Annotated in this window: 12 protein-coding genes and 1 riboswitch; of the genes, 2 read left to right on the forward strand and 10 right to left on the reverse strand. The window is 65.1% G+C overall.

The features are described 5' to 3' along the window. Positions 1–6 precede the first annotated feature (6 nt). The 6 genes from EFAMC2_RS01260 to dnaK form a co-directional block, all read right to left on the reverse strand. Positions 7–1,776 (reverse strand): PASTA domain-containing protein, encoded by a 1,770-nt coding sequence (locus EFAMC2_RS01260; RefSeq protein ID WP_154026195.1) that lies wholly within the window; start codon positions 1,774–1,776, stop codon positions 7–9. Between the two features lie 286 nt (positions 1,777–2,062). Beyond that, positions 2,063–4,738, reverse strand: coding sequence for an ATP-dependent chaperone ClpB (gene clpB / locus EFAMC2_RS01265; RefSeq protein ID WP_154026197.1), 2,676 nt, complete (start codon positions 4,736–4,738; stop codon positions 2,063–2,065). A gap of 647 nt (positions 4,739–5,385) precedes the next feature. After that, a complete protein-coding gene (locus EFAMC2_RS01270; RefSeq protein WP_154026200.1) occupies positions 5,386–5,808 on the reverse strand; it encodes a heat shock protein transcriptional repressor HspR in 423 nt (140 codons plus the stop codon). Positions 5,809–5,818: 10 nt separating this feature from the next. Further along, on the reverse strand, positions 5,819–6,781 hold the full coding sequence (locus tag EFAMC2_RS01275) for a DnaJ C-terminal domain-containing protein (protein WP_154026202.1): 963 nt from the start codon (positions 6,779–6,781) through the stop codon (positions 5,819–5,821). Between the two features lie 135 nt (positions 6,782–6,916). Further along, positions 6,917–7,747: a nucleotide exchange factor GrpE gene (locus EFAMC2_RS01280; protein WP_154026204.1), complete on the reverse strand. Its 831-nt coding sequence runs from the start codon at positions 7,745–7,747 to the stop codon at positions 6,917–6,919. Positions 7,748–7,762: 15 nt separating this feature from the next. After that, the gene (gene dnaK / locus EFAMC2_RS01285; RefSeq protein ID WP_154026206.1) at positions 7,763–9,676 is read right to left on the reverse strand and encodes a molecular chaperone DnaK; all 1,914 of its coding nucleotides are present in this window, start codon (positions 9,674–9,676) and stop codon (positions 7,763–7,765) included. A gap of 638 nt (positions 9,677–10,314) precedes the next feature. Between dnaK and EFAMC2_RS01290 the strand changes: the two genes are divergently transcribed. Continuing rightward, positions 10,315–10,503: an ATP-binding protein gene (locus EFAMC2_RS01290; protein ID WP_154026208.1), complete on the forward strand. Its 189-nt coding sequence runs from the start codon at positions 10,315–10,317 to the stop codon at positions 10,501–10,503. Between the two features lie 497 nt (positions 10,504–11,000). Further along, entirely contained in the window at positions 11,001–11,498 is a 498-nt protein-coding gene (locus tag EFAMC2_RS01295) for a Nif3-like dinuclear metal center hexameric protein (RefSeq protein WP_222838494.1), read from the forward strand. A 101-nt stretch (positions 11,499–11,599) separates the two neighbouring features. On the opposite strand, the gene dapD is transcribed toward EFAMC2_RS01295, so the two are convergent. From dapD to EFAMC2_RS01315, 4 genes are all read right to left on the reverse strand, one after another. Then, positions 11,600–12,307 (reverse strand): 2,3,4,5-tetrahydropyridine-2,6-dicarboxylate N-acetyltransferase, encoded by a 708-nt coding sequence (gene dapD / locus EFAMC2_RS01300; protein WP_154026212.1) that lies wholly within the window; start codon positions 12,305–12,307, stop codon positions 11,600–11,602. Positions 12,308–12,540: 233 nt separating this feature from the next. After that, positions 12,541–13,350, reverse strand: a complete 810-nt coding sequence (dapB, locus tag EFAMC2_RS01305) for a 4-hydroxy-tetrahydrodipicolinate reductase (protein WP_261979965.1) — start codon at positions 13,348–13,350, stop codon at positions 12,541–12,543. Continuing rightward, positions 13,337–14,227, reverse strand: coding sequence for a 4-hydroxy-tetrahydrodipicolinate synthase (gene dapA / locus EFAMC2_RS01310; protein ID WP_154026214.1), 891 nt, complete (start codon positions 14,225–14,227; stop codon positions 13,337–13,339). The genes dapB and dapA overlap by 14 nt, the downstream gene beginning before the upstream one ends. A gap of 4 nt (positions 14,228–14,231) precedes the next feature. Further along, positions 14,232–15,677, reverse strand: a complete 1,446-nt coding sequence (locus tag EFAMC2_RS01315) for a diaminopimelate decarboxylase (RefSeq protein ID WP_154026216.1) — start codon at positions 15,675–15,677, stop codon at positions 14,232–14,234. A 6-nt stretch (positions 15,678–15,683) separates the two neighbouring features. After that, a riboswitch (Lysine riboswitch) is annotated at positions 15,684–15,916 on the reverse strand. Positions 15,917–16,059: the final 143 nt, after the last annotated feature.

Below are 16,059 nucleotides of genomic sequence, written 5' to 3' on the forward strand. Positions count from 1 at the left end.
CCCCCCCTACTTGCCAAACGCCGCGTGCCACGCCAGATACAGCCCCAACGAGTTATCGTAGCCCAAAAGGTCAACGCCGGAATACAGGCTCTTTGGCGCCACAACCACCGTCACGCCCTTGCCCTTCTCGACGGAAACAGACCAGACGGCATCGTCCATCTCGCCATATCCCACGAGCATATCGGGCACATTGCCAGACGAAGTTACCGTCTCCCGGGCAATCTGGTCTGCCGAGAGCGCCGCTTGGATGCCGCTCAACCCGCAACGCGAGGCCCAAGAGTTCACGGTGGCGGAGTCCACCGTGGGGTTCGCGTTGTCGCCAGACTCCTCCGGCTCAAATCGGATGCCGCCCACCGAGGCGCCATCCGCGAGCACGTCGCTTGTGAGCAGCTCTCCCAGGAAGCTCCCGTGCTTCGACGACTCGGGCGTGGGCGTCACGATGAGCGTGCCCACGCCAGGCTTGGTCCAGCCCGTCTCGGCGCAATCGGTGCCGGAGAAGTCGCCCTGCCCCTTCACCGTCTTGCCGTAGCGGAACGTCCAACCCTTCCAGGAGAGGTAGGAGGAGACGTCCCGCGGGTTATCGCCAAGGTAGTCGGCCAGGTAGGTTTCATTGCGAGCGCCAGGCGCCACGACCGTCACGGTCACCGTCGCCCCAGAGCCCACCCTCTCGCCCGAAGCAGGCGAGGTGGAGAGCACACTCAGCGCGTCTCCCTCAGACTCCTGCCACTCAATCTTGGACTCGAGGCCTGCCTCCGCAATCTTCTTGGTGGCCTCGTCCTGGGAGAGTCCCACCACATCCGGAACGCTGTAGGCCTGGGCAACCCGCAAGGTCACCTCATCGTCCTCGGACACGACGGTTCCCCTGGACGGCGAGACCGAAAGAACCGCGCCCTCTGCCTCGTCGGAGTTCTTGTGCTCGATTCTGATGTTCGAGACACCGGCATCTGCCAGGGCCTTCTTGGCGTCGTCCGCGCTCTTGCCCACAACGTCTGGCACGATGCGCGGAACGCCCACGCTCATCTTGACCATCGACCCCACATCGACGCGCACGCCATGGTCGGGCTCGGTGGCAAGCACGGTACCGACACCCTCATCCGCCGGCTCGTCGGTACGCTCGACGGAAAAGCCCGCGCCCTCCAGGCGCCGCTGCGCCTCGGCAGCGGTGAGCCCGTCGACGTTGGGGACGGTCTTGCCGCCCCAAAGCTCTGCGGTATACGTTCCCACGAGGATGACGGCGAGCAGGGCCAGAGCAAGCGCCGCGCAAACGATGCGATGGGGCGTGAGGATTCGACGGCGAGCCGCCCTTCCGGGGGCGTCCGGAGCTGCAAAGGCATCGCGCGAGGTGGTGCCCCTAAGACCGGGAACCTCGTACTCGGGCGGCATGCTCGAGAGACCGGCGGCCTCGGAGGTCGCCTCCGACACGGGCCTGACGCCCGCCTCGGCACCGGGAGCGGCGTCGAGCTTGTCCTCGGTCTCGGAGGCAGCCGCGGGCACGGCCGCGGGCGCAGAATCGGAATCCTCCGCGGTACCAACGGCAGCCCCGGCTTCGGAGGCAGGCCCAGCGCTCGCATCGCTCCCCATCATCGCCACAGTTCCGGGGGCGGCGTCGAGCTTGTGCGTGGCCTCATCCGGACGCATGCCGGGCTTGGGCATAGGAAGCGTGCCGCTCGGGCCCTTGGCGGCCTCGCGTGAGCCAGCCTCGCCAGAGCCCCGCTCCTCCGCCGGCTTACCGCCGCCGGGGGCAAGCACCGTCTTCTGAATCTCGCGCTCGTCCATGACCGTCCCCCAGGCCTCACGGCGCCCCGCGCCCGGCAGCCGCCCTCACTTGCAGACAAATAAACGGGCCCGAGGCACAGAGCCCCGGGCCCGTCCCGTTATGCGATAGGGTACCGCAACGGCGGATTGAGCCGCACGCGGGGCCTGGGCTTCGAACCAGGCCGCGGCCGGCTTGGCTCGGCGCCCGCGAGGTCTCGCCACGACCCCACGCGCCGCCCGCAGCCCGAACGTCACGCCCGGGCCGCAGGCTCAGCCTGGCGCGCTCGAGGCCCCGCTGCCAGACCGGCTACTCCACGGCGTCCGGCTCGACCGGCTCGCCATCATCCTCGCCAACCCCCTGCGCCTTGGCTGCGTTCTTGGCGCTCGTCTCGGCGTCTCGCTCGGCAAAGAACTCGTTATCGCCGCGCACGTCCACGCGCACCACATCGTTCTCGTGCAGCTTGCCCGCGATGATCAGGTTCGCCACGTTGTCCACAACCTGGCGCTGGATCAGGCGCTTGAGCGGACGCGCGCCATAGACCGGGTCGAGGCCGTCGAGTGCCAGCGCCTGGATGGCCGCCGGCGTGAGCTCGAGCGTGATGCGCTCCTTTGCCAAACGCTCGCGCACGCCCTTGAGCTGGATGTCCACGATCTTCTCGATGTCGTCGAGTCCCAGCGGGTGAAACACCACGATGTCGTCGATACGGTTGAGGAACTCCGGCTTGAAGGTGGCGCGCAGGGCATCGTTGACCTGCCCGTGCATCTCCTCCTTGCTCTCGCCCTTCTGCTCCGCGTTCGCAATCACCTGGGAGCCCACGTTGGAGGTCATGATGATGATCGTGTTCTTGAAGCTGACCACGCGGCCCTGGCCGTCCGTCAGGCGGCCATCATCGAGCACCTGGAGCAGGATGTTGAAGACATCTGGGTGAGCCTTCTCCATCTCGTCCATGAGAATGACGCTGTACGGACGACGACGCACGGCCTCGGTGAGCTGGCCGCCTTCGTCGTAGCCCACGTATCCAGGAGGCGCACCGATGAGGCGCTGGACCGAGAACTTCTCCATGTACTCGGACATGTCGATACGCACCAGGGCACGCTCGTCATCGAACAGGTAGTCCGCAAGCGCCTTGGCGAGCTCGGTCTTACCCACGCCGGTGGGGCCAAGGAAGAAGAAGCTGCCGATGGGGCGATTGGGGTCCGAGAGGCCGGCGCGGCTGCGGCGCACGGCGGCGGCCACGGCGTTCACGGCCTCGTTCTGGCCCACGACGCGCTTGTGCAGCTCCTCCTCTAGGTGCTGGAGCTTCTCAATCTCACCCTGCATCATCTTGGAGACGGGCACGCCGGTCCAGTTGCTCACGACCTCGGCAATGTCCTCGCTGGTGACTTCCTCCTTGAGCAGGCCAGAATCCTCCTGCTTGGCGTTGAGGGCGGCTTCAGCCTGCTCGTACTGCCTCTGCAGGGTCGGAATCGTGGAGTAGCGCAGCTCGGAGGCACGGGCAAGGTCGCCGGCACGCGTGGCGCGCTCCTCCTCGCCCTTGGCGTCAGCGACCTGCTTCTTGAGATCCTGAACCTGGTCGATGGCATGCTTCTCGTTCTGCCACTTGGCCTTCATACCGTCGAGCTTCTCCTGCGTGGTGGCAATCTTCTTGCGCAGGGTCTCGAGGCGCTCACTGGAGGCCTGGTCGTCCTCCTTCTTAAGCGCCTGTTCCTCGATCTGCATCTGCGTGAGCTGACGGTTCACCGCGTCGATGTCGCTCGGCATGCTGTCGAGCTCCATGCGCAGGCGACTTGCCGCTTCGTCCACCAGGTCGATGGCCTTGTCGGGCAGGAAGCGGTCGGCGATGTAGCGGTTGGAGAGGTCTGCGGCCGAGACCAGTGCGGCATCAGCGATGCGCACGCCATGATGCTCCTCATACTTCTCCTTGAGGCCACGAAGGATGGAAATCGTGTCCTCAACGGAGGGCTCGGAGACCAGCACCGTCTGGAAACGACGGGCCAGCGCGGCATCCTTCTCGATGTACTTGCGGTACTCGTCGAGCGTGGTGGCACCAATGGCATGCAGCTCGCCGCGGGCGAGGGCCGGCTTCAGGATGTTGCCGGCGTCCATGGAGCCCTCGGTGGCACCAGCGCCCACGATGGTGTGAAGCTCGTCGATGAACAAGATGATGCGGCCGTTGGACTTCTCGACCTCTTTGAGCACGCTCTTGAGACGGTCCTCAAACTCGCCACGGTACTTGGCGCCGGCCACGAGCGAGCTCATGTCAAGCTCGACGAGCTCCTTGTCCTTCAACGTTGAAGGCACGTCGCCGGCCACGATACGCTCGGCCAGGCCCTCCACGATAGCGGTCTTGCCCACGCCCGGCTCGCCGATGAGCACAGGGTTGTTCTTGGTGCGACGGCTCAGCACCTGAATGGTGCGGCGAATCTCCTCAACACGGCCGATAACCGGGTCGAGCTTGCCCTGGCGCGCGAGATCCGTGACGTTGCGGCCGTAGCGCTGCAGCGCCTCGAACTCAGGCTTGGAATCCTGGCTGGTAACGCGCTCGTCTCCGCGGAGCTCCTTGTAGGCCTCCTGGACGCGCTTGGCCGTGACGCCCGCGCCCTTGAGGATGCGGCCGGCGTCCGAACGGTCGTCCGCGAGGGCGCACAGCAAGTGCTCGCTCGTAACGTAGGAGTCCTGCATCTTGCCGGCGAGCTTCTCTGCCGCGTCGATGACCTTGACGAAGTCATTGGCGAGGCCCACCTGCTGGCCAGAGCCAGACACCTTGGGCTCGCGAGCAATCTGGGCATCTGCCTCGGACGCAATGGCCTTGGGGTCGGCACCCACGCGCTCGATGATCGAGCTCAGGTTGCGCTCGCCGGAGTCCAGCAGCGCCTTCAGCAGGTGCACCGGCTCTACGGAGCCAGCCTGGGCGTCGGTCGCGATGCCGATGGCGCTCTGCAGCGCCTCCTGGGCCGTGACGGCCATCTTGTTGAGGTTCATGGAATCACCCTCTCTGGGTGTTGCGAGCCCGTGCGTGCGACTCGGCGTCCCATCTGGCCGTCATCCGCGAAAGCTCAGCGGAAAGCGAACGTGCCAGAATCCCCGTCTTTTTGTCACGCCGTACGGGCTACTCTATTTATCGATAGTGCTTGTACCCCGTACGCAGCGAATCCATACGCAAATCTAAGTCTGTATAAGATAGATTTTCTCATACTTTACATGCAGGGCTAGACTGAAGAGCATCAGATTGCCAGTAAATTAGGTGCCATAGTGATCTTCAGGGAAAGCATGCACTGAGGGGAGATTCCCTGCCCGCCATGACGCCCGTCGCCGAATTTACCCGCAAGCCTGGGGAGATGATCTCCAAGCCGCATGAGACGCAACCGACGCGAAGTCGCGCTTTGGCTATTCGGGCCTGTATTAGCTTCTAGGATCGTGCGTCATGGCAGCACCTCGTTGCGTCACGTGACAGCACGCGACCATCCGCCGAAAGAAATCGGCCGGCCCGGGACGCTAGCCCCGTGCCGGCCGACTCATGTGACATCAGATACCCGTGCGGGGGCACCCCACGGACGTGGCGACTCCCTACGGACGTAGCGGCACCCCACGGACGAGCGATGCCGCGCCACCCGCCAGCAGGCCCGTGGCTACTTCTCCACGTCGCCGTTGAGCAGGCCGCGCATCACTGTATCGGGCGTCGCGCCCTCGTACTTCGCCAGCGCCGTGATGCGCTCGCGGGTGCGATACTCGCGCACCTGCTCCTCCAGCTCGCGCACACGGTCGCGAAGCTCGTCAATCTCGCGCTCCATCTCCTCCTCGTGCTCGCGCATGTCGAGGATGCGCACCACGCCAGCGAGGTTGATGCCCTCGTCCGTGAGCCGGCCGATGAGCCCCAGCCGGTCGATGTCCGCCTGCGAGTACAGGCGCGTGTTGCCACGGCTGCGCCCCGGGTTCACGAGGCCCTTCTGCTCGTAGACGCGCAGGGTCTGCGGATGCATGCCGGTGAGCTCGGCAGCGACGCTAATCATGTAGAGGGGCTTGTTGCGGCCCTCGTCGTCCTTGTGCGCCATAGCCGTCTCCCTAGGCCTTCGTGTTCATGTACTGCTCGACGTCCTTGCGGTAGTCGCGCTCGTCCGCGTCGCGCAGGGCCGTGAGCGCCTCGCGTTCCTTCTGGGTGAGGCGCGTGGGCACCTTGGCACGCACGGTCACGAGCATCGCGCCACGCGAGCCCTTGCGCTTGACGTTGGGCGCTCCCATCTCGCGGAAGCGGAACGTCTTGCCGTCCTGCGTGCCCGCGGGAACCTTGAGCAGCACGGTGCGGCCATCCGGCGTGGGCACATAGGTGCTCGCGCCCAGGGCCAGCTCCCACACGCTCATGGGCAGGTCCATACGCACGTCCGCGCCATCGCGCTTGAACAGCGGGTGGTCGGCCACGTTCGTGGTGATCACGAGGTCGCCGCGCGGGCCGCCGTTGGCGCCGTGCTCGCCATGGTTGCGGTAGCGGAGCTTCATGCCGTCATAGGCACCGGAGGGCACCTTCACGGTGAGGCTCTGGCGCTCGCCGCTGGAGGGCACCATGAAGGAGACTTCGCGGGTAGTGCCCTTGAAGGCCTCGTCAAACGTCAGGTCGATGGAGAGCGTCAGGTCACCGCCACGCTGGGGTCTGCGCGCCTGCTGGGCACCCATCCCGCCAAAGATGGACGAGAAGTCGAAGCCGCCGCCAAACGCGCCATCGCCGTTGCGGATGTTGTTGAAGACGTCAGACCAGTCGCCGCCCACGTTGGTGGTGTAGGTGGTGTAGCCGCCGTTGCCGCCAAAGCCCGCTCCGGGAATGCCACCAAACTGCAGCATCTGGTCGTATTCGCGACGCTTCTTCTCGTCGGAGAGAGTCTCGTAGGCCTCGCTGACCTCCTTGAACTTCTGCTCGTCTCCGCCCCTGTCGGGGTGATACTTCACCGCGAGCTTGCGGAACGCCTTGCGGATGTCATCCGTAGAGGCGTCTTTCTTGACGCCCAACACGTCGTAGAAGTTCTTCTGTGCCATGGCGAAGGCACCCCCTTTCAATCGGGATACTCGGGCGCGGCAACCATCGCCGCGCCATACAACGGGCACGATGCGGAGCGCACCGTGCTCAAGACAAAGCGCGCGCCCGGGCTGAGGCCCTGACGCGCGCCGGACTTACTTGCTCTCGGCAGCCTTGCCGTCGCCCGGGGCCTCACCCTCCGGCTCGGCCGGACGCTTGGCGCCGCCGTAGGAGACGGTCACCATCGCCGGACGAACGACCTTGCCGCCCAGGCGATAGCCCTTCTGGTACACGTCGGCCACCGTCTCGTCGTAGACGTCCGGGTTTTCGACGCGGCCTACCGCCTGGTGGTCCATCGGGTTGAAGGCTTCGCCCGCCGGGTCGATGACCTCCACGCCCTGCTTCTCGAGCACGGAGACCACCTTGGCGTGCACGGCGGAAACGCCGTCCACGAGCTGCTTGGCAACCTCGTCGCCCTCCGCCGCGGTCTGGGCGTGCGCGATGGCGCGCTCCAGATCATCAATGGCAGGAAGCAGGTCCTTCACCAGGCCCTCGCACGCGCGCTCGTGCTCAACGACGCGCTCGCGCTCGGTGCGGCGACGATAGTTCTCCCAATCTGCCTGGAGTCGGGAGAGGCGGTCGGCGGAGGCAGCTGCCTCGGCCTTGGCCGCGGCGATGTCATCGGCCACGCCGGCGAGCTTCTTGTTCAGCTCGTCGCGCTCGGCGCGCAGCGAATCCGCCTCGGACTTGAAGTCTGAGCTGGCGGCGGCGTCGCCCGCACGCTTGGCCGCCTCGACCATGGCGTCCTCGTCCATGACCTCGCCCTCCGCAGGCACGGCGTCCTTGGACGCCTGGGCCTCCGCGGCCTCGTCCTTCTTGGGCTCCTCGCCCTCGACCTCGATGTCTACCTTCACGTCGCCTCCCTCGCGCTCCTCGGCGGGGGCAGCCGCCCCCGCGCGCTTCTCGTTCTCGTCAGAGCGAGCCATACCGCTCACCCCTCGTTACTTGTTGTCCTTGTCGTCGTCCACGACCTCGTAGTCGGCGTCGACCACGTCATCCTGGCCGGCGTCCTGGGCACCAGCGGCGCCGGCGTTGCCAGAGGCGGCGTCAGCCTGCGTGCTGGAGTAGACGACCTCGGCAAGCTTGTGGCCGACCTCCTGCAGCTTGTCGCCGGCGGCCTTGATGGCGTCCACGTCGTGGCCGTCGAGGGCCTTCTTGGCCTCGGCAACCGCGTCCTCGGCCTGCTTCTTCATGTCAGCCGGGACCTTGTCGCCAAGCTCCTTCACGGTCTGCTCGGTGCTGTAGGCAAGGGAGTCGGTCTGGTTGCGGACCTCAATCTCGTCCTTGCGCTTCTTGTCCTCCTCGGCGTGGGACTCGGCGTCCTTCACCATGCGGTCGACCTCGTCGTCAGAAAGCGCCGTGGAGCCCGAGATGGTAATCTGCTGCTCCTTGCCGGTGCCCTTGTCCTTGGCCGTGACCTTCACGATGCCGTTGGCGTCGATGTCAAACGTAACCTCAATCTGAGGCACGCCACGACGGGCCGCGGGGATGCCGGTGAGCTGGAACTTACCGAGGGACTTGTTGTCCGCGGCCATCTCACGCTCGCCCTGCAGGACGTTGATCTCGACGGACGTTTGGTTGTCGGCGGCCGTGGAGTAGACTTCGGTCTTGGAGGTCGGAATCGTGGTGTTGCGGTCAATCATCTTGGTCATGACGCCGCCCATGGTCTCAACGCCCAGGGACAGCGGCGTGACATCGAGCAGCAGGATGCCGGAGACGTCGCCGGTGAGCACGCCGCCCTGGACGGCAGCGCCGTCAGCAACGACCTCGTCCGGGTTCACGGACATGTTCGGCTGCTTGCCGGTCATCTGCTTGACGAGCTCCTGGACAGCCGGCATACGGCTGGAACCACCGACGAGGATGACCTCGTTGACCTCGGAGAGCTGAAGGTTGGCGTCGTGCAGGGCCTTGGTGACAGGAGCCTTGCAGCGATCGAGCAGGTCACGGGTGATCTTCTCGAACTCGGCGCGAGTCAGCGTGTAGTTGAGGTGCTTCGGGCCCGTGGCGTCAGCCGTGATGAACGGCAGGTTAATCTGGGCCTGCTGGGCGCTCGAGAGCTCCTTCTTGGCGTTCTCGGCGGCCTCCTTCAGGCGCTGCAGGGCCATGGGGTCCTTGCGCAGGTCGATGTTGTTCTCCTGCTGGAACTTGTCAGCCATCCAGTCGATGACGCGCTGGTCCCAGTCATCGCCGCCCAGGTGGTTGTCGCCGTTGGTGGCGAGAACCTCAACCACGCCGTCGGCGAGGTCGAGCAGCGAGACGTCAAAGGTGCCGCCGCCCAGGTCGAACACGAGGACCTTCTGGTCGATGTCCTTCTTGTCCAGGCCGTAGGCAAGCGCGGCGGCCGTGGGCTCGTTGACGATACGCTTGACGTTGAGGCCCGCGATCTTGCCGGCGTCCTTGGTGGCCTGACGCTGGGCGTCATTGAAGTAGGCAGGGACGGTGATGACGGCGTCCGTGACGGTCTCGCCGAGGTACTTCTCCGCGTCGGCCTTCATCTTGGACAGAATCATGGCGCTGACCTGCTCGGGCGTGTAGTCCTCGCCGTTAATCTCGACGACGGCACGGCCGCCCTGGCCCTCCTTGACCTTGTACGGCACGGTCTTGAGCTCAGAGGCGACCTCGCTGTACTTGCGGCCCATGAAGCGCTTGATGGAGAACACGGTGTTCTGCGGGTTGGTCACGGCCTGGTTCTTGGCGGCCTTACCAACGATGCGGTCGCCGTCGGAACGAAAGCCCACGACGGACGGGGTGGTGCGGTCGCCCTCGGCGTTCACGATGATGGTGGGCTGACCGCCCTCGAGGACCGCCATGGCGGAGTTAGTAGTACCGAGGTCGATGCCGAGAATCTTGCTCATAATTGGCACGTTCCTTTCTTGTCTGCGCGGCGACGGTCTGTCGCGCCGCGGCGTCTGGCCGGCCGGAACCGCCGTACGGCGGCGACCGGCCTACCCGCTTACGCGGGCGCGTTTGTTACTGCTCACTATATATCCTCTGCGCGCCCAACTTATACATAATCTAAGTGGGATTGAGATAGATTTTTTGGTTCACACAATATAGGTGAGGCTCGGCGCGCGGCACAACACCCCACATACGCTTGGCATAGCGTCCAAAACACCGGCAGCACACAAGCGCCTGGCGCAGATTGGCATAGCCACCATCCGGCATTCCCACGTGCCCCGTACGACGGTTTGCGCGCAATGCCCCTGCTCCATTCGGGCTCTCCTCGGCCCGGAAGAACCTCTACTGCGGCATACGCAGCTAGTATGTCTGCGTCCAATCCCCTCAAGCCAGGGAGCTGCCATTGACGCTTGTCCAATCGATGTAAATCCCTACAACATGTGGGGATTTATCACGACGAACAGACGTCGAAATTACATTCAATTCCGGTGTTGCAAAGCCGGCCACAGTTGGTATTCTCCAATAAAGAAGCAGCTAGAAAGGTTGCCAAGGCTTACTTTTCTAACTGTCTGCAACTCTGACGAAGGAGATCATCATGGCTCATCCTGTTATTGATGCCGACGAGTGCATCAGCTGCGGCGTCTGCGTCGACACCTGCCCCTGCGACGTTCTCGAGCTCGGCGACTCCAGCGCTGAGGTCAAGGACGAGGATTCCTGCGTGGGCTGCGGCTCCTGCCAGGAGGCCTGCCCCGCCGGCGCCATCACCGAGATTGCCGAGGACTAGCTCCTCGTCTGAGGGCCCTGCCCTCGCGCGCCGGGAGATCCGACGCCTGGTTGGATGCGGCCGGCGTAGGCCGGATGCGTCCAACACCCGCTAGCCACTGTACTCGTCATCAGACGCCCCACTTGGGGCCTTCCGGTAGACGCGGCCAGATGGCTGGCGGCCCATTAGGGGAAGAGGCCTAGTCGCGGAGAGGCGACCGGGCATTTGCCGGGACGTGGAGAGGCGCCTCGGCACACGGCTGGAATCTACCAGCAATGCGCCACGGGGGCCTTTGGGCTGGGCGCGCAAGAGGGGCGGACCGTTGGTCCGCCCCTCTTTTTCATGGGACCCCCCGAGTCGCGCGCCCCGCGCGTTTCTTTTCATGCAGCTCGCGAGTTGTGCGAGTCACTTTCTTTTCATACAACTCACGAGGAGAGCTCATTGATTCGATAAAGGCATTCTGCCGGGGCACAGACTCGAAGGGAAACTCGATAAATCCCGTCACAACGCGCGATCAAGTGCTGTACGGGGATATCAATCAGGAGTGCACGGGTATCGTAACGACCATCTACGCATCGCCAGAAGTCATCCGCGCCGCTGCGAAACAGGGGGCGAACCTGGTCATATGCCACGAGACGTGCTTCTGGTGCCGTGGTGGCAAGACGGAGTGGCTCGCCGATAATCCAGTCTTTCGGGCCAAGCGAGCTTTGCTCGACGAATGCGGCATTGCCGTATGGCGGTGCCACGACTATATCCATTCCGGCATCCCCGTTGGCCCGGGAGGAAGCTATATCGATGGCATCTTCTATGGCCTTGCCCAGAAGCTCGGATGGACTAGCTACTCAAATGGTGACTTCTTCCGCAAATGTGCCATTACGCTTGGGCATTTTGACACCGAAGAGCCTGGCATGGAGTATATGGCCGAATGGCTTCCAAGCGCATTGGGGGACGAAGGTGATGGCCTGCCAATCAGCTATGTACAGGCCGGCGGGTTCTCGCGCTACCTATGCGCATAAACAATGGACTCGAGCCCGCCAGCCGTTGGGCTGACGGGCTCGCAATGTGAGCGGCTCTCTTCGATGAGCTGCCGACAGTGAGGCTGCCTTAGGGGCCTTGCCTACAGATTCCTGAGCGCGTCGACGAGGGAGACCTTGCCCGCGGCGACCTCGTCGGCCTGCTTGATGACCTTCGCGGGCACGCCGGCCACCACGGCGCCGGCGGGAACGTCCTCGACGCACACTGCGCCAGCGGCCACCACAGCGCCCTTGCCCACGCGCACGCCCTCGAGCACCACAGCGTTCGCGCCGATGAGCACGTCGTCCTCGATGATGACGGGCGTGGCGCTCGCCGGCTCCACCACGCCGGCCAGCACGGTGCCAGCGCCGATGTGGCAGTGCTTGCCTACCGTGGCACGGCCGCCCAGCACGGCGCCCATGTCGATCATGGTGCCCTCGCCGATCACCGAGCCGATGTTGATGACGGCACCCATCATGATGACGGCGTTATCGCCAATCTCAACGCGATCGCGGATGATGGCGCCGGGCTCGATGCGCGCGTGCGCGCCCTTGAGGTCGAGCAGGGGCACGCCGGAGTTGCGACGGTCGTTCTCGACCACGCAGTCCTCGATGTCGCCCGTGGCCTGGGCGGCAACGAGCACGGGACGGAGGTCTTCCCACTCGCCAAAGACCACGCGGCCCTCGGGTGTGCCAAAGACGTGAGCCTCGCCGTAGTCCACCTCGACTCCCTCGCGCTCGCGAACGTAGACCTTCACGGGCGTCTTCTTGGGGGCAGAGGCAATGAAGTTGATGATTTCCTGAGCGTCCATCGAATTCCTTTCAATACCGAATTGAGTCACCGTTGCCGTCTACTTTGACTCATTTTCCTGACAAACAGGAGACGGCAGCGGGGGCGTCGCAGACCCTACCGCCGTCCGCTTCGACTCTTTTCCCCGACTCAAAGCGGACGGCGGCGGAGCCAACGACCCAGCTCAGCGAGCCGGCGGCGGACCATAGGCAGGAAGGGGCGTCGGCCAAGCCACCGGGGCAGAGGCGGCGGCCCCTACGCGAACATAACCGCGTCGAAGTCGTACCAGCCGGCGGACTTACCGGCCATCTTGCGCGCCGCGGCGAGGGCCCCGTTGACGAAGATCTGGCGGCTCGTGGCGCGATGCGTGAGCGAGACCTCCTCGTCGGGCCCGAAGAACGACACGGTGTGCACACCGGCGACCGTGCCTCCGCGCAGCGAGTGCATGCCCACCTCGCGTGGGTCGCGAGCCCCCACCATGCCGTGACGGCCGTACGCCGGGTGGTACTCGCCGCGCCCCGCGGCCTCCTCGGCATCGATCACCGCATCGAGCAGCAGGTTCGCCGTGCCGCTGGGGGCATCGACCTTCTGGTTGTGGTGCGTCTCGACGATCTCCACGTCAAAGCCGGGAAGCTCGCGAGCCACAAGCTCCGTGGCATGGCGCAGCGCCGCCACGCCCAGCGAGTAGTTGCCCGAGTGCAGCACGGCAGCCACCTCGGCGAGCGAGCGGAGCTCAGCCATCTGGGCCTCGTCGTAGCCCGTCGTGCCCGAGACGAGGGCGGCACCCGTACGGCGCACGTACGCCGCCACCGCGGGCAGCGTTGCCACATTGGAGAAATCCACAAGCACATCGGCTGCGGGGGCGTCATCAGCAGCACTCAGATCAAAGCCGATCTGGGCCACAACCTCGAACGCCGGCTCGTCCGCCTCGGTGCGGGCGGCCTCGGCGGTGGCGCGAACGAGCGTGCCCATGCGTCCCTCACCCATGATGGCGAGCCTGATGGCGCCGGAAGACGCCTGGCCGCCCGCGGCGACGCCCTGCTCGCACGCGCTACTCAATGACACCAGCCTCCTTCAGGGCCTCGACCAGCACGGCCTTGGGCCCCTCGCTCATCTGATACAGCGGCAGGCGGTAGTTCGCCCCGATGAGGCCCATCTGCGCGAGGGCCTCCTTCACCGGAATGGGGTTGACCTCGCCAAACAGAGCCGAGATGAGCGGTTGCCCCGCGACCTGAATCTTCGTGGCCCACGCCACGTCGCCGTCTAGGTAGGCGCGGCACATCTCATGAACGAGGGCCGGCTGCACGTCGGCCCAGACGCTGATCGTGCCGGACGCGCCAAGCGCCATGAGTGGCACCGTCAGTGCGTCCTCGCCCGAGTACATGCGGAAGTCGTCGGAAAGATACTGGGCGATGCTCGCGGCGTAGGACACGCTACCGCTGGCCTCCTTGATGCCCATGACGTTGGGGTGCTCGGCCAGGCGCTCCACGTTGCGCACGCTGATAGAGCAGCCCGTGCGCCCCGGGATGTTGTAGAGGATGCAGGGAATGTCCGTGGCATCAGCCGTGTGCTTGAGGTGCTGGTAGATGCCCTCCTCGTTGGACTTGTTGTAGTAGGGCGAGATGATGAGCAGTGCGTCGGCGCCAAGCTCCTGATAGGTCAGGCTCTTGGACGTCTGCACGGCAGTGCAGTTGGAACCGGAGCCCGCAATGACCGGCACGCGCCCGGCCACGTGGTCCACCACGAACTTCACGACGGAGTTGTCCTCCTCGTCGGTCATCGTGGCGCTCTCGCCGGTGGTGCCCAGCGTGAGGATGGCATCGGTGCCCTGCTCCACGTGGAACTCAACGAGGCGCTCGAGCTGGTCGAAGTTGACGGACCCATCCTCGTTGAACGGGGTGACGAGGGCGACGATGGAGCCCTCGAGCTTGCGTACGTCCATACGCTTACCTTTCCCTCGAAACGTAATCCTGAACGGAGTCGACACAGATCCGCTCCCCCACCGGGAAGCAGTCAAAGGTGGCGAAGTAGTCGCGCGGCTCCTCGGCACGGCGGATGAGCCTGCCGGAGCCGTCCTCGCACAGCAGCACCTCGGCACTCTTGAGCCGGCCGTTGTAGTTGTAGCCCATCGAGAAGCCGTGGGCGCCCGCATCGTGGATGACGAGCAAGTCGCCCTCCTCCACTTCGGGCAGGTGCCGGTCGATGGCGAACTTGTCGTTGTTCTCGCAGAGCGACCCCACAACGTCGTACACGTGGTCTGCCGCGGCACGCGTCTTGTCCGGGCCACCCGGCTGACCCACCACGGAGACATGGTGGTAGGCGCCGTACATGGCAGGGCGCATCAGGTTCACCGCGCTCGCGTCCACCCCCACGTACTCCTTATAGATGTGCTTGTGGTGGATGGCCTTCGTGACCAGGCAACCGTAAGGCCCCAGCATGAAGCGGCCCATCTCGGTGTAGATGGCCACGTCGCCCATGCCCGCGGGCACGAGGGTGCGCTCGTACTCGCGGCGCACACCCTCGCCGATAACGTGGATGTCGTTGGCCGTCTGGCCCGGCAGGTACGGGATGCCCACGCCACCGGACAAGTTCACGAAGCGCACGCGGGCACCGGTACCCGTTGCATCGAGTTCGGCCTGCAAACGCGTCACCAGCTCAAAGAGAATGCCCGCGAGCTTGGGGTAGTACCCATTGGTAACGGTGTTGCTCGCCAAGAAGGCGTGGATGCCAAAGCTGCGGGCGCCGCGCGCCGCAAGCTTCCGGTACGCCTCGAAAAGCTGCTCCTCCGTCATGCCGTACTTGGAGTCTCCCGGGTTGTCCATGATGCCGTTGGAGAGCCGGAACAAGCCGCCCGGGTTGAAGCGGCAGCTGACAGTCTCGGGAATGTGCCCCGTGGCCTTCTCGTAGAAATCGATGTGGCTGATGTCATCGAAGTTGACGATGGCGCCGAGCTTGTCCGCCAGCACGAAGTCCTCGGCGGGAGTGTCGTTGCTCGAGAACATGATGTGGTGGCCGGAGACGCCCACGGCGTCCGCAAGCATCAGCTCGCAGGCGCTGGCGCAGTCCGTGCCGCAGCCCTCCTCGCGCAGGATGTCGAGGATGAAGGGGTTGGGCGTGGCCTTGACGGCAAAGTACTCGCGGTAGCCGGGATTCCAGGCAAAGGCCTCGCGGACAGCGCGCGCATTGGCACGGATGCCCGCCTCGTCGTAGAGATGAAACGGCGTGGGGAATTGCTTGGCAAGATCTTCGAGCTGCGGCTTTGTGGCAAACGGGGTCTTGAGGTCATAGCCATGGTTGGGCAGCCGGTCCACGTCTTCCGTGGAGCGAACCTCCGCCGGGCAATCCTTGCCCCCCGCGGCCTGACCGGGCAAAACATCGTGCGGTGCGCTCATGTAGCTCCCATCGATAGCGCTCCTGCAGGGATAGGCAGGCGGAGCATGCGGGTGTGCCGGCAAGGCTTCGCGCGGCACGAACGCATCATCCGCCCACTGCAGACAGTCCCGCAGGTATCCCCCGCAGGCCCACCCGGTTCGCCGCGCCCGGCGCCCGAGTTCGGCGAGTTTGCCTCCGCATGGGGTCCGCGCCTGCCGGCTCGCCCACGCGTCCTCGCACCCGCGCCTCTATCAGTAGGGGCTACCTTAGCACGTTGGCCCCGCGCGCCGGCGCGACCTTACGTTACGGGTAGGTTTCGTGCGACAGGAGGCCAGGCGGCACAAGAGCCGCGGACGCCGCACGGACCACGGGCAACACCCAGACGGTAAGCTCCGCAAGGCA

The organism is Olsenella uli, assembly GCF_901212655.1.
In the GTDB taxonomy this organism is placed as follows: domain Bacteria; phylum Actinomycetota; class Coriobacteriia; order Coriobacteriales; family Atopobiaceae; genus Parolsenella; species Parolsenella uli_A.

What these genes read in the sequence shown, in the direction of transcription:
- dapA (WP_154026214.1), bottom strand. Translation starts at nt 14,227, where the DNA reads ATGGACGTACGCAAGCTCGAGGGCTCCATCGTCGCCCTCGTCACCCCG.
- EFAMC2_RS01270 (WP_154026200.1), bottom strand. Translation starts at nt 5,808, where the DNA reads ATGGCGCACAAGGACGACGAGGGCCGCAACAAGCCCCTCTACATGATT.
- EFAMC2_RS01280 (WP_154026204.1), bottom strand. Translation starts at nt 7,747, where the DNA reads ATGGCTCGCTCTGACGAGAACGAGAAGCGCGCGGGGGCGGCTGCCCCC.
- EFAMC2_RS01275 (WP_154026202.1), bottom strand. Translation starts at nt 6,781, where the DNA reads ATGGCACAGAAGAACTTCTACGACGTGTTGGGCGTCAAGAAAGACGCC.
- dnaK (WP_154026206.1), bottom strand. Translation starts at nt 9,676, where the DNA reads ATGAGCAAGATTCTCGGCATCGACCTCGGTACTACTAACTCCGCCATG.
- EFAMC2_RS01315 (WP_154026216.1), bottom strand. Translation starts at nt 15,677, where the DNA reads ATGAGCGCACCGCACGATGTTTTGCCCGGTCAGGCCGCGGGGGGCAAG.
- EFAMC2_RS01260 (WP_154026195.1), bottom strand. Translation starts at nt 1,776, where the DNA reads ATGGACGAGCGCGAGATTCAGAAGACGGTGCTTGCCCCCGGCGGCGGT.
- clpB (WP_154026197.1), bottom strand. Translation starts at nt 4,738, where the DNA reads ATGAACCTCAACAAGATGGCCGTCACGGCCCAGGAGGCGCTGCAGAGC.
- EFAMC2_RS01290 (WP_154026208.1), top strand. Translation starts at nt 10,315, where the DNA reads ATGGCTCATCCTGTTATTGATGCCGACGAGTGCATCAGCTGCGGCGTC.
- dapD (WP_154026212.1), bottom strand. Translation starts at nt 12,307, where the DNA reads ATGGACGCTCAGGAAATCATCAACTTCATTGCCTCTGCCCCCAAGAAG.